The organism is Pacificoceanicola niger (assembly GCF_048553275.1).
GTDB lineage: Bacteria > Pseudomonadota > Alphaproteobacteria > Rhodobacterales > Rhodobacteraceae > Pacificoceanicola.
This window is the reverse complement of sequence record NZ_JBLZMW010000003.1, coordinates 433,162-446,414: the sequence shown is the minus strand read 5'-3', so window position 1 is coordinate 446,414 and position 13,253 is coordinate 433,162. Positions and strand designations below refer to the sequence as shown.

The following is a 13,253-nucleotide window of genomic DNA, read 5'->3' as shown; positions in this document are numbered from 1 at the left end:
ACTGCGCATACATCGCGTCATACGCCGCAGCATCAACATTCGCAGAAGCCGTAAGCTCCGCGCTGGGGGGGTAGGTGTTGCTCATTGGGTGGCTCCTCCACAAAGTACTTTGAGGGCAGGGAACAGGTCCCGGCCCCCGATTTCAAGTCCACTTTGGTCGCGGAGGCCGGGCTTTACATCAGATTGCGAGGTATTCCGCGCGCAGCTCCTCGTTTTCGAGAACTTCCGCCGCGGTTCCGTCGAACACGATGGAGCCGGTGTCGAGGATCACTGCGCGGTCGGCGAGCTGCAGCGCGCGCACAGCATTCTGTTCGACGATAATCGTGGTCATCCCCTGTTCCTTGATGTGGCGCAGGGTTTTTTCGATCTCGTCGACGATCACCGGGGCAAGACCTTCGTAGGGTTCGTCCAACAGGAGCACCTTGATGTCGCGCGCCAGCGCCCGGGCAATCGACAGCATCTGCTGTTCGCCGCCGGAGAGCGTCACGCCTTCCTGGTGCTTGCGCTCGCCGAGGCGCGGGAACAGCTCGTACAGCCGCTCGAGGGACCAGCCGATGGGGGGCGCGATCTGCGCCAGCTTGAGGTTTTCCTCCACTGTCAGACCGGGAATGATGCGGCGGTCTTCGGGGACAAGGCCAAGGCCAAGGGTCGCGGCCTCATAGCTCTTCATCTTGTGCAGTGGCTGATGGTCCAGCCAGATTTCCCCTTTGTTCACCTGCGGATCGTCCAGCCGGGCGATGGAGCGCAGGGTCGTTGTCTTGCCCGCGCCGTTGCGCCCGAGCAGCGCGAGGATCTCGCCCTCGTGCACATTGAAGGAAATGCCCTGCACGATGTAGCTTTCGCCATAGTAGCTGTGCATATCCCAGACCGAGAGAAAGGCGGGCGCCGTTTCGGCCATGTTGGCATTCTTGGAAAAATCCGGACGTACGTTCATTATTGTTCCTCACATTTGAGAGGGCGGCGGGGCAGAGCCCCGCGCTGCGGAAGGGTCATCGGCAGGGCGGGGCCAGGCCCCGCACCCCGGCTCAGTGGGCTTCGCCGAGGTAGGCTTCCTGAACTTTTGGATGCCCTTTAATGTTCTGCGGCTCATCTTCGACCAGCGGTGTGCCCTGCGCCAGAACGGTGATCCGGTCGGCGAGGGAGAACACGACATGCATGTCGTGTTCGATGATGGCGATTGTGATGTCGCGCTTCTCCTTGATCTCCTTGAGCAGGTCGATCGTGTTGTTGGTGTCCGCGCGCGCCATGCCCGCCGTCGGTTCGTCGAGCAGCAGCAGCTTGGGATCCTGCACCAGGCACATGGCCATCTCCAGCCGCCGTTTGTCGCCGCGCGACATGGAGGCCGAGTGCATGTTGCGCTTGTCCAGCATGTTCACGTCGTCAAGCATCCGCTCTGCCTCCGTGACCAGCTCCCGCTCTGACAGGACCGAGGTTATGGCATGCAGACGGTAGGCCCCGTCGCGTTTGGCGAACAGCGGGATCATCATGTTTTCCATCACCGTCAGATCGGCAAAGATCTCCGGGGTCTGGAACACGCGGCTGATGCCCATCTGGTTGATTTCGTGCGGACTGCGCCCCAGCACCGACTGACCGTCGAACATGACGGAGCCGGTGTCCGGGATCAGCTTGCCAACCAGACAATTCAGCAGCGTCGACTTCCCCGCGCCGTTCGGCCCGATGATCGCATGAACGGTGTTCTCGCGCACAGAGAGGTTGACGTTGCCGAGGGCCTGCAGACCGCCGAAGCGCTTGTTGACGTCCTTGACTTCAAGAATTCCCATCAGTCCGGCTCCTTATTCCGCAGGCTCAGTTGTGCCGGATTGCTTTTCCGACGTGTTCTTGCGGCGGAACAGGCGTCCGATCCGCTGGCCACCTTCGACCAGGCCGCCGGGCAGGAAGGCCACGACCAGCATGAAGATGATGCCAAGTGTCAGGTGCCAGCCCTTGCCAACGAAGGGGTGGATGACGGCTACCATGAAATCCTCGATGCCGTCGGGCATGAAGCTGAACCAGCCGTGCAGGACATTGTCGTTGATCTTCGAAAAGATATTTTCGAAGTACTTGATCATGCCCGCGCCGAGCACCGGACCGATCAGTGTGCCCGCGCCGCCGAGGATGGTCATCAGAACCACCTCGCCAGAGGCCGTCCACTGCATCCGTTCCGCCCCGGCCAGCGGGTCCATTGCCGCCATCAGGCCTCCGGCGAGCCCGGCGTACATGCCGGAAATCACGAAGGCGGCGAGGGTATAGGGTTTGGGGTTCAGGCCAGTGTAATTCATCCGGGTCTGGTTCGACTTGATCGCACGCAGCATCATGCCGAAAGGCGAGCGGAAAATCCGGATCGACAGGTAGAAGGCAAGGATCATGACCACCGCGCAGACGTAGTAGCCCGCCGAGAAGGTAAAGGACCACGGGCCGATCACCAGATCGGTCGCCGACCGCATTTCAAGCCCGAAGAGGTTGGCCACCGGGATTGAGCCGTCTGCCGTCTGCGACACGCCAAGGATGCGCGGATCGTCGAGCGAGATCTGCAGGCCTGTTTCGCCATTGGTTATCGGGGTCAGCACCGAATAGGCCAGCGCGAAGGACATCTGTGCAAAGGCCAGCGTCAGGATCGAGAAGTAGATCCCGGTCCGGCGCAGCGAGATATAGCCGATCACGAGGGCGAACACGCCGGCGATGATGACCGACAGAACGATGGCCGGAATGATGTTCATGCTCAGCAGTTTGAACATCCAGACCGCCGAATAGGACCCCACCCCGAGGAAGGCCGCGTGGCCGAAGGAAAGGTAGCCGGTCAGGCCGAACAGGATGTTGAACCCGATGGCAAAGATCCCGAAGATCACGAAGCGCTGCATCAGGTCCGGGTAGCCGGCGTTGAACTGTGCAAGGCCGCTGTCGGTCGGGAACGGGTTGAGGATGAAGGGCGCCAGCATCGTCAGAAGGATGACGATCGTCAGCAGGGTTGCGTCTTTTTTCTCTAATCCGAACATGCTCTTACTCCATCACACCCTTGCGACCCAACAGGCCGCGCGGACGGACCAGAAGGATGATGATTGCGACAAGGTAGATGATGATCTGGTTGATGCCGGGGATCAGTTCGATCACCGCGGTCATGGATGCAAAGCTCTCGAGGATGCCAAGCAGGAAGCCCGCAAGCACGGCACCGGGCAGCGAGCCCATGCCGCCGACGACCACCACGACGAAGCTCAGAACAAGGAAATCCATGCCCATGTGGTAGTTCGGCGCGTTGATCGGCCCGTACATCACGCCGGCAAGACCGGCGACACCGGCGGCGAGGCCGAACATCAGGGTGAAGCGCTTGTCGATGTCGATGCCCAGCAGTCCAACGGTTTCCCGGTCTGCCATGCCGGCCCGCACGACCATGCCAAAGGTGGTGAACTGCAAGAAGGCAAAGACCGCCCCGATCACGACCAGCGAGAAGCAGAAATAGACGACCCGCCACGCCGGATAGAGGATGCCGGGCAGGACCTCCCAAACACCCGAGAGCGCCTCTGGGGCGGGGGTCTGGATCGGATTGGCGCCGTAGAACGCCTTGATCACTTCCTGAAGCACGATGGCGAGGCCAAAGGTCACGAGGATCTGATCGGCGTGCGGACGCTTGTAGAAATGTTTGATCAGGCCGCGTTCCATGATGTAGCCGATGGCAAGCATGATCGGCAGCGCAAAGATCAGGGCAAGAGGCACGGACCAGTCTATGATCGCGCCGCCGGTTTCGGGGCCGAAGATATCGTGCAGATACGGCACGTTCGCCATCTTGGGATTGCCGAGAAAGTCCACCTCGCCTTCGACGGCGACCTGGTGGCTGAGCGTCAGGATGCGTTGCATGGTAACGGCGCAGAACGCGCCGATCATGAAGATCGCACCGTGCGCGAAGTTGACCACCCCAAGCGTGCCGAAAATGAGTGTCAGGCCGAGCGCAATCAGCGCGTAGGCCGAGCCCTTGTCGAGGCCGTTCAGAATTTGAAGGAGAATTGCGTCCATGGACTCCACCGTAGGGTTGAGCGTAACGATCATCCCCCGGGCGAAGCCTGGGGACGTGCGCGTGCCTTGCCTGAATTCTAGAAGGTGTTCCTGACCCAAACGCTACGGTTTGCGGCGGGAACGGGCAGTGGGGCGCGCGTCACCACGCGCCCCGGAAGGGCCCTTATGCGCCCGGGTTGCAGGAGCCGAGCTGACCGCCTGCGAACATCGGGTGATCGGGTGCGTAGGTGACCTGGCTTGCCGGGGTGACCTCGACCACTTCGAGAAGGTCGAATTCGGAGGTCGGGTTCTCTTTACCCTTCACGACGAGCACGTCCTTGAAGCACTGGTGATCATCGGCGCGGTAGAGGGTCGGTCCGTTGCCCATACCGTCGAATTCGAAGCCTTCGAGGGCCTCGACCACGGCGCAGGGGTTGAACGAACCGGCGCGCGCCACGGCGTCTGCATAAAGCATGGTCTGCACGTAGCAAGTGTGCGCGGCCTGGGACGGCGGGAAGCCGTACTTGGTGCCGAAGGACTTCACAAAGGCCTTGGAGCCCTCATCCTGCAGCGACCAGTGCCAGTTGGTCGACCCAACGATGCCCTTGATGTTTTCGCCGGCGCCCCGTGCCATCAGGCGCGAGAAGAGCGGAACGACGATTTCGAAGTTCTTGCCATTCACCTGCTTGTTGCGCAGGCCGAACTGAACCGCGTTGGTCAGCGAGTTGACCATGTTTCCGCCGTAGTGGTTCAGAACCAGAACGTCGGCGCCGCTGTCCAGAACCGGCGCGATGTAGGACGAGAAGTCCGTCGCCGCGAGCGGGGTCAACACGTTGTTGACGGTCTCCCAGCCAAGCGCCTCTGTGGCGGCGGCAATGGATTCCTGCTGGGTCCAGCCCCAGGTGTAGTCCGCGGTCAGGTGGTAGGCCTTGCGGTCGTTGCCATAGAGGCCCTGCAAAACCGGGGCCAGGGCGGCGGCCGACATGTAGCCATTGAAGAAGTGACGGAAGCCGTTTGCCTTCTTGTCCTTGCCGGTGGTGTCGTTCGAGTGTGTCAGACCGGCCATGAAGATCACGCCAGCTTCCTGGCACAGACCCTGCACGGCAACCGCCACGCCAGAGGACGAGCCGCCGGTGATCATGATGGCGCCGTCTTTTTCGATCATCGATTTGGCGGATGCGCGGGCCGCGTCAGACTTGGTCTGCGTGTCGCCAGTCACATATTCGACTTTGCGGCCGAGGATGCCATTGCCTTCCAGAACCTTCGAGGAGAAGGTGTTCATCATGCCGCCGTCGCCGCCGCCATTGAGATGCTCGACTGCCAGCTCGTAGGCGCGCAGCTCATCTGCACCCTCGTCGGCATAGGGGCCGGTCTGCGGGACGTTGAAACCCAATGTGACGGTGCTGTCGCCCGGCGCATTGGTGAAACCGGTGTGGCTGGCCGCCGACAGGTAGGTCGGCAGCGCAAGACCGGCGCCTGCAACGGCGCCCGTCTTGATCACGCCACGACGTGTCAGGTTCAGTTTGGACATGTAATCCTCCCAATATGTGAAATGCGAACCCGGGCTCCTCTTCCCGGACACGCGCACATGTTTGTGCAAAATCATTATCGGTGGAGGACGTAAAGTTTCGCAACAAGTCGTTTTCGAGTAACAATTTTTTTGTAAAGTACTGAACAGTATGTCATGGTATTCAGTAAAGCAATTTACAATACATCGCCTAAAGCCCTTGAAACCAATACAGGATTGCCAATGCCCCGCGATACTCTGACAGGCTCTCGTATCCGCGAACGGCGCGTGATGCGCGGCGTCAAGCAGGCCGATCTTGCCAAGCGGGCCGGGATCTCCGCGTCCTATCTCAATCTCATTGAACACAACAGGCGCAGAATCGGCGGCAAACTGCTTCTGGATATTGCCGCTGTCTTGGAGGTCGAGCCGACGATGCTCTCCGAAGGGGCGGAAGCGACTTTGATCGCCACCCTGCGCGAGGCCGCCTCGGACGGGCCGCAGGCCGGGGCGGAGATTGACCGGGTCGAGGAATTCGCCGGGCGCTTCCCCGGCTGGGCACAGCTGCTCTCCGACGCGCGGGGGCGCATCGCGGCGCTGGAGCGTACGGTCGAGACATTGACCGACCGGATGACCCACGATCCGCATCTGGCCGCCTCCCTGCACGAGATGCTCTCGACGGTGACCGCGATCCATTCCGCCGCGTCGATCCTGGCGGAACCGGGCGATGTGGACCCCGAATGGCAGGCGCGGTTTCATCGCAACATCCACGAAGACAGCGAGCGTCTCGCGGAGACGTCGCGCGGCCTGGTGACCTATCTTGAGGCTGACAGCGACGCGGCGACGGAGCTGGGCGTTCCGCAGGAGGAACTGGATTCGACGCTGGAAGAGGCCGGCCACCATATCCCCGAGCTCGAAGAGGGCGCGCCCGCGGAAGAGGCGGTGATGCGTCTGGGGCGGGGGCTCTCGAAGACCGCGCGCAGCTTGCTTGAGGTGTGGCTGCGCCGATATGCGTCGGATGCCGCGGCGCTGCCGCTCGCGGTCTTGCGCGATGCCCTTTCGGAGTACGGCCCGGACCCGGCGGCCCTGGCGCGGGCGCTTGGGCCGGACCCGGCACGCGTCATGCGGCGGCTTGCGGCGATGCCGCCGGAGGTGCTCGCCGAGCCGGTCGGGCTGGCGATCTGCGATGCTTCGGGCGTGTTGAGCTACCGCAAGCCGCTGCCGGAGTTTCCCATGCCGCGCTTTGGTGCGGCCTGCCCGCTCTGGCCGCTCTACCGCGCATTGAATCGCCCATGGGTGGTGCTGTCCCTGCCAGTGGTGCAGCCGGGCCGCCACGAAACGCGCTTTCAGGCGGAGGCCATCGCCACTCCGATTGGCGGTGTTGCCGTGAATGCCGATCCCCTCTTCGAGGCGCACATGCTGATCCGCCCATTGCCGCCGCAGGGCGGTCCGCCCGCCGTGCCGCTGCCCGTCGGCGCCGCGTGCCGCATTTGCCCAAGGCAACAGTGTGAAGGCCGGCGGGAGCCGTCAGTCCTTGCCGGAGTTTGAGGCGTGCATCCGGCGCAAACCGGTCATGACCTTGCAAATTCGCGCAATAATTCGGGAGACGACACCGGTATTGAGGTAACATCGTTTTGACTTGAAATTGTGATGGTCCTATTGTCGGCAGACCCGCTGGGAGGGCCGTCGGATTATTCGAAGGATGCGGGGAAGACGGGGGGATCGCTATGGCAGGCCGCGTGCTGCTGATCGAGGACGAGCCGAACATCATCGAGGCGATCCGCTTCATCCTGTCGAGGGATGGCTGGCAGGTCGATACCCATTCCAATGGCATGGACGCGGTCGACACGGTGCGGACCAAGGCGCCGGATGTGCTCATCCTTGACGTCATGCTGCCCGGGCGCTCGGGTTATGACATCCTGCGCGATCTGCGCGAGGCGCCGGAAACAGCCAATCTGCCGGTGCTCATGCTGACCGCCCGTGGCCAAAGCAAGGATCGCGAGCTGGCCGAGCGGGCAGGGGTCAGTCGCTTCATGACCAAACCCTTTTCCAATGCGGAGGTGATCGAGGCGGTGCGCGCGCTCCGCCCGCATGTCAGCCCGAATGAGTGAAGACCGCGAGCCGCCCTTGCCGCTGGCGCAGAAGACGCCGCTCTTTGTCGAGCGTCAGACCTATCGCCGCCGCCGCATCGTCGATGCCGCCCGCGCGCTGCCGGTGCTCGGTCTGCTGCTTTGGTCCATTCCGATGCTCTGGGGTCTGCCGGATCGACCGCAGAGCGCATCGGGCGCGCTCATCTACATCTTTATCGTCTGGTTTGGCCTTGTCCTCGGCGCCGGGCTCCTGATCCTGGCGCTGCGATTGCGTGACAAGGAGGGACAGCCGCCGCGGAGTGACGATTCGTGACCGGCCTGAATACGCTCGCAGCCATTTCGCTGACCTATGTTCTGATGCTGTTCTCCGTGGCCTTCGTCGCGGAACGCGCGGCGCGGCGCGGCAAGGGCGCGTGGCTCAGCTCACCGATCATCTACACCCTGTCGCTCTCGATCTACTGCACCGCCTGGACCTTCTATGGCGCGGTGGGTGCGGCGGCGCGGGACGGGTTCGAATACCTTACGATCTATCTCGGACCGAGCCTGGTCCTGATCGGCTGGTGGTGGGTGCTGCGCAAGCTGATCCGTATCGGCCGTAGCCAGCGCATCACGTCTGTGGCGGACCTGATCTCGTCTCGCTACGGCAAATCCAATCTGCTCGGCGTCGGGGTGACACTGCTCGCGGTGATCGGCACCACGCCTTACATCGCGCTGCAACTGCAATCCGTGACGCTGGCGGTGGAGGTCTTTGCCGATGCGCAGGACGCCGCGCCCACCGATCCGCCGTCGACGGCCTTTTGGGTGGCCGTTGGTCTGGCGATCTTTACGGTCATTTTCGGGACCCGGAATCTCGATGCCAACGAGCGCCACCACGGGGTCGTCATGGCCATCGCCGTCGAGGCAATCGTCAAGCTCGCCGCGCTGCTGGCGGTCGGGGCGTTCGTGGTCTGGGGGATTTCGGGGGGCGTATCGGAGACACTCGCACGCATCGACGCGTCGTCTTTGGGCGAATGGCAGGTCAACGAAGGCCGCTGGGCGGGCCTGATGCTGTTGTCTGCGGCGGCCTTCCTTTGCTTGCCGCGCATGTTTCAGGTCATGGTGGTCGAGAACGACAGCGACGCGCAGCTGCGCGTGGCGGCCTGGGCCTTCCCGCTTTACATGCTGCTTATGAGCCTTTTCATCATCCCGATCGCGGTGGTGGGGCTCGACGTGCTGCCCGAAGGGTCGAATCCGGACCTCTTCGTTCTGACCGTGCCGCTTGCGCATGGGCAAGAGGGGCTGGCCATGCTCTCCTTCCTCGGAGGATTCAGTTCGGCCACCTCCATGGTCATCGTTGCGGCCATTGCCCTCTCGACCATGGTGTCGAACCATATCGTGATGCCGCTCTGGCTGCTGTTCCGGACCGACGGGGCCAGCGTTTCCGGCGATGTACGCAACGTTGTCCTGCTCTCGCGCCGGCTGTCCATCGCGGGGGTTCTGGCTCTGGGATACCTCTACTATTCGCTGTCTGGTGGCGGCGAGGCGCTGTCGGTCATCGGGCTGATCTCCTTCACCGGTGTGGCGCAAGTCCTGCCGGCGATGCTGGGCGGCATCTTTTGGCGCGGGGCGACGCGCAACGGCGCGCTTGCCGGGCTTACCGTTGGTTTCACGGTCTGGGCCTATACCCTGTACCTGCCAAGCTTCGGTCCCGGCACGCTGTTGCCCGCGGCGATTTTCGACAATGGCCCCTTCGGTATCGGCTGGCTGAGACCGCAGGCGCTTTTCGGGATCGAAGGGCTCGATCCGCTGCTGCATGCGGTGTTCTGGTCGCTCTCGCTGAACACCGTGGCCTTCTTCGCCGCATCGCTGATGAGCTTTCCAAGCCCGCTCGAACGGCTGCAGGGTGCGCAGTTCGTCAACATTGGACGAGCGGCAAGCCGCACACGCAGCTGGTCCGGCGGGGCGGCACAGTCCGAGGATCTGATGATCATGGCGCAGCGCATTCTGGGCGCGCCCGAGGCGCAGGCGCTGTTCACTCGCGAGACCCGCAAGCAGGGGCTGACCGGGATTCTGCCGGACCCGACGCCGGATTTCCTGGAGGTGCTGGAACGCGAACTGTCGGGTTCGGTCGGGGCCGCCACCGCTCATGCCATGATCGCGCAGATCGTCGGCGGCGCGAGTGTGTCGGTGCAGGACCTGATGGCCGTGGCCGATGAGACCGCGCAGATGATGGAGTATTCGGCGCGCCTCGAGACCCAATCTCAGGAACTCACCCGGACTGCCCGCCAACTGCGCGAGGCCAACGAGAAACTGACGCGTCTTTCGGTGCAGAAGGACGGGTTCCTGAGCCAGATCAGCCATGAGCTGCGCACGCCGATGACTTCGATTCGGGCGTTTTCTGAAATTCTGCGCGATGCCGAGGGGCTCGCGGCGGAGGACCGGATTCGCTATTCCTCGATCATCCATGACGAAGCGGTGCGGCTGACGCGGCTTCTGGACGATCTGCTGGATCTGTCGGTTCTGGAGAATGGTCAGGTCAGCCTGAACCTGCGTCGCGCGCAGCTGTCCGAATTGCTTGACCGCGCGGTCTCGGCGGCAACGCAGGGGGATGGCGCCATGACCATTCGGCGCAATGCCGCGTCCGAGGCCTTCTGGCTTCATACCGATATCGACAGACTGGCGCAGGTCTGCATAAACCTCATCGCAAATGCCCGTAAATACTGTGATGCGCCAAAACCGATGCTGGAGATTCGCGTCGGCCGGAGCGAAGGGCGCGCCGTGGTCGATTTCATCGACAATGGTTCCGGCGTTGCCGCCGATCAGCAGGATGTCATCTTCGAAAAATTTGCCCGCGTGAGTGATCGTGAAGCCGGTGGCGCCGGTCTCGGGCTCGCGATCTGCAAGCAAATCATGACGCGTCTGGGTGGCGATATCACGTATTTGCCGGGGCAGGGCGGCGGGGCATTCCGTATCCTGCTCCCGGCAGAAGAGGCTCTCGCGGCGCAATGAATCCATATCTCTTAAAGTGCTTGGTAACTATATCCGTCCATAAACGCAGTCTGAGGCAGAGGACCTGATGGGCGAATTCATTAATGTCTGACAGCGCACATAAAGACGTGCTTGGCCAGAAGGCCCAGGCGGCACAACGGGCTTTCGAAGCCCGTGGTATGTCGCCAGCCAAGGCTTTGAGACGGGCGTTGTCACGGACGGCGGACATAAACTGGGATCTCGCTCTGGTCACGCAGAGCGTCAATATCGAGAACCTCGATCAGGACGGCGTTGTCGAGGGGCTTAACCCTGCGGACCTTCTGGTTCTGATCGATGGGCCGGATGGGGCGCTTGGCCTTGTTGCCTTTGACCGGGAGGTGGTGACTGCGCTGGTCGAGGTGCAGACCATTCAGCAGGTCACGCAAATGCCGGTCGATACGGAACGGCATTATTCCCCAACGGACGCGGCGATGATGGCGCCGATGATTGACGGCACCTTGGAGCGGTTTGCTCAGAACCTCGGTGACCACCCGCTGGTGCGGCAGATTTCAGGCTATGAATTCGGGGCGATGCTGGAAGACGCGCGTAGCGCGGGACTGTTGCTGGACGCCTCCGGGTATCGTGCCTTTCGTGCTGAGGTTGATCTCGCGCTTGGACGTCGGCGCGGCTTCATGTCCATTATCTTGCCGGAACGCCCGAAACCGCGTGCCAGCGATCCGGATAGTGACGCAAACCGTGGTCCCGGCCCGCATGAGGAAGTCTTCAGCCGCGTGCCTGCCCGTCTCAACGCAGTTCTTGCACAGCTCAGGATGCCGTTGAACAAGGCGCAGGCCTTGAAGCCGGGGGACCTTGTTCCGCTGCCGCCGGACGCACTCGACAGGGTGCAGCTCACCGCAGGCCAGGGGCGGCTTGTCGCGTCCGGCCGACTTGGCCAGCTCAATGGCATGCGCGCGGTGCGTTTGTGTATGCCGGTTCAGGCCGGTGCCGGAGCGCGTCCCGGAAACAGCGGTGCAAGCGATGACGGGCTTGACGATTTCGGACCGTCGGGCGGCGGCAAAGCCGCAGTCGCGGATGATCTGCCCGCGCTGGCCCCGATGGGCGATTTCGGCGATGAACCGGCCTTCGATCCGGGCCAGCCGGAGGCGCTACCGGATCTGCCAGCCATGGATTTCGCCGCGGAAGCGGGCGATTTCGACATGGATTTCGGTAGCGGCGATGGCGGCGAATTCGACTTCAACCCGGCCTCCGCCGACGGGGAGTTGCCAGACCTCGGCGAAGGCTTTGCCTCCGCCCCGGTCGAGTTCGACTTCGAGGAATGATCCCGGCCCGCGATCAGCCTTTCTGTGCGGCGACGGCCTCCAGCGTCGGGCGCAGTCCGGCGAGATCATATCCGGCTTCTGCGGCCTTGGTCAGGATTTCGTCAACCGGCGCGTCGCCCGCCATCCCGAGCGCCCAGATCACGGTGCATCGCGTGCCGGACGCGCAATAGGCCAGAACCGGCCCGCTGGCCTCTTCATAAAGCGCGCGCTGCTTGGCCACGTTTTCCGGCGTCATGGTCTGATGCGTCAGCGGCAGGACGTGAAATTCCAGCCCGGCGGCCTCTGCGGCCACTGCCATGGCATCGGCTTGCCACTCTGGCGGATTTTCCGCATCGGGGCGATTGCAGATGATACGGGTGAAGCCCGCCGCTTTCGCAGCGGGCAGATCGTCAGGCGCGATTTGCGGGCTGACGTGATAGCGGGGGGTTATCTGACGCGGGTTCATGAACAAATCCTTATTCCGCAGGCACGGCCCTGTCCAGACGCGCGCGCATGCGCGGCGCCAGCAGCATGCCGCTGATCATCGCGGCGAGGAACACATACAGTCCCGGCCCGCCGAAGCTGAGCGAGGCGATTGCCGGTCCCGGGCAAAGCCCGACCAGCCCCCAGCCGATGCCAAACAAGACCGACCCGAGGATCAGCTTGCTGTCGATCACCGTCGATGCCGGCGGCGGCAGGGGTGTGCCGGTCAGCGCGGTGGTGCGGCGGCGGGCGATCAGCCAGGCGATTGCCATGGGGATCATCGCGCCGCCCATGACGAACGCCAGCGTCGGATCCCAAGCGCCAAAGACGTCCAGCCAGCCTTGCACCTTGGCGGTGTCGGTCATGCCGGATGTGAAGAGGCCAGCGCCGAAAAGGCCGCCCGCGAGGAAGGCAACAAAGAGGTTCAGCATCAGATCACTCCCAGAATATGGCGGAAGAGGACAACCCCGACGCCGCCCGCGATGATATACGATGCGGTGGCGACGAAGCCGCGAATGGAAAGCCGCGACATGCCGCAAACGCCGTGCCCGGAGGTGCAGCCATTGGCAATGCGTGTGCCGACACCAACCAGAAGTCCGGCAGCAGCCAGCACGACGTAGTTGTCGGTGATATGGGTGTCGACGGTGCGGTAGAAGGGCATCAGCAGCATCGGCAGCAGGGCGACACCGGTGAGGAAGACGATGCGCTCCCATTTGGTGTTGTAGCCGGAGCCGTCCACCAACCCGCCGATGATTCCCGAGGCGCCCATGATGCGCCCGTTGCCGAGCAAATAGACAGCGCCCCCGGTGCCGATCAGCAGTCCGCCGATCAGGCCCCAGATCCAGTCAATTGGCATGTGTTGTTTCCTTGTGTCCTGTCAAAAAGGCCCGTTCGCTTTGGGCCTGAAAAAAGGGGGGCGGCCTGCTT

General features: G+C 62.9%; 13 protein-coding genes. 5 read left to right on the top strand and 8 right to left on the bottom strand.

All coding sequences use genetic code 11. From position 1 onward, the window contains the following. Positions 1-178: 178 nt before the first annotated feature. From ACN2XU_RS06990 to ACN2XU_RS06970, 5 genes are all read right to left on the bottom strand, one after another. Positions 179-934 (bottom strand): ABC transporter ATP-binding protein, encoded by a 756-nt coding sequence (locus ACN2XU_RS06990; protein ID WP_419409690.1) that lies wholly within the window; start codon positions 932-934, stop codon positions 179-181. A 91-nt stretch (positions 935-1,025) separates the two neighbouring features. After that, positions 1,026-1,781, bottom strand: a complete 756-nt coding sequence (locus ACN2XU_RS06985; protein WP_419409689.1) for an ABC transporter ATP-binding protein — start codon at positions 1,779-1,781, stop codon at positions 1,026-1,028. A gap of 12 nt (positions 1,782-1,793) precedes the next feature. Beyond that, positions 1,794-2,993 carry a branched-chain amino acid ABC transporter permease gene (locus ACN2XU_RS06980; protein WP_419409688.1) on the bottom strand — a complete coding sequence of 400 codons (1,200 nt, stop codon included), beginning with the start codon at positions 2,991-2,993 and terminating at the stop codon, positions 1,794-1,796. Between the two features lie 4 nt (positions 2,994-2,997). Further along, positions 2,998-4,005 carry a branched-chain amino acid ABC transporter permease gene (locus ACN2XU_RS06975; RefSeq protein ID WP_419409687.1) on the bottom strand — a complete coding sequence of 336 codons (1,008 nt, stop codon included), beginning with the start codon at positions 4,003-4,005 and terminating at the stop codon, positions 2,998-3,000. A 163-nt stretch (positions 4,006-4,168) separates the two neighbouring features. After that, positions 4,169-5,515, bottom strand: a complete 1,347-nt coding sequence (locus ACN2XU_RS06970; RefSeq protein ID WP_419409686.1) for a substrate-binding protein — start codon at positions 5,513-5,515, stop codon at positions 4,169-4,171. A gap of 219 nt (positions 5,516-5,734) precedes the next feature. On the opposite strand from ACN2XU_RS06970, the gene ACN2XU_RS06965 reads away from it, so the two are divergent. From ACN2XU_RS06965 to ACN2XU_RS06945, 5 genes are all read left to right on the top strand, one after another. Further along, on the top strand, positions 5,735-7,036 hold the full coding sequence (locus ACN2XU_RS06965; protein ID WP_419409685.1) for a helix-turn-helix domain-containing protein: 1,302 nt from the start codon (positions 5,735-5,737) through the stop codon (positions 7,034-7,036). 179 nt (positions 7,037-7,215) lie between these two features. Beyond that, positions 7,216-7,599 (top strand): response regulator transcription factor, encoded by a 384-nt coding sequence (locus tag ACN2XU_RS06960; protein WP_419409684.1) that lies wholly within the window; start codon positions 7,216-7,218, stop codon positions 7,597-7,599. Then, on the top strand, positions 7,592-7,891 hold the full coding sequence (locus ACN2XU_RS06955) for a hypothetical protein (RefSeq protein ID WP_419409683.1): 300 nt from the start codon (positions 7,592-7,594) through the stop codon (positions 7,889-7,891). The genes ACN2XU_RS06960 and ACN2XU_RS06955 overlap by 8 nt, the downstream gene beginning before the upstream one ends. Next, on the top strand, positions 7,888-10,566 hold the full coding sequence (locus tag ACN2XU_RS06950) for an ATP-binding protein (protein WP_419409682.1): 2,679 nt from the start codon (positions 7,888-7,890) through the stop codon (positions 10,564-10,566). The genes ACN2XU_RS06955 and ACN2XU_RS06950 overlap by 4 nt, the downstream gene beginning before the upstream one ends. Positions 10,567-10,649: 83 nt before the next feature. Continuing rightward, the gene (locus ACN2XU_RS06945) at positions 10,650-11,864 is read left to right on the top strand and encodes a FliM/FliN family flagellar motor switch protein (protein WP_419409681.1); all 1,215 of its coding nucleotides are present in this window, start codon (positions 10,650-10,652) and stop codon (positions 11,862-11,864) included. Positions 11,865-11,877: 13 nt separating this feature from the next. Here the strand turns inward: ACN2XU_RS06945 and ACN2XU_RS06940 are convergent, their stop codons facing one another. The 3 genes from ACN2XU_RS06940 to ACN2XU_RS06930 are packed head-to-tail and all read right to left on the bottom strand — an operon-like array spanning position 11,878 to position 13,182. Continuing rightward, positions 11,878-12,309 carry a protein tyrosine phosphatase family protein gene (locus ACN2XU_RS06940; RefSeq protein ID WP_419409680.1) on the bottom strand — a complete coding sequence of 144 codons (432 nt, stop codon included), beginning with the start codon at positions 12,307-12,309 and terminating at the stop codon, positions 11,878-11,880. A gap of 10 nt (positions 12,310-12,319) precedes the next feature. Beyond that, positions 12,320-12,757 (bottom strand): DUF6691 family protein, encoded by a 438-nt coding sequence (locus ACN2XU_RS06935; protein WP_419409679.1) that lies wholly within the window; start codon positions 12,755-12,757, stop codon positions 12,320-12,322. Then, complete coding sequence (locus tag ACN2XU_RS06930) at positions 12,757-13,182, bottom strand: YeeE/YedE family protein (protein ID WP_419409678.1); 426 nt, start codon at positions 13,180-13,182, stop codon at positions 12,757-12,759. The genes ACN2XU_RS06935 and ACN2XU_RS06930 overlap by 1 nt, the downstream gene beginning before the upstream one ends. Positions 13,183-13,253 lie beyond the last annotated feature (71 nt).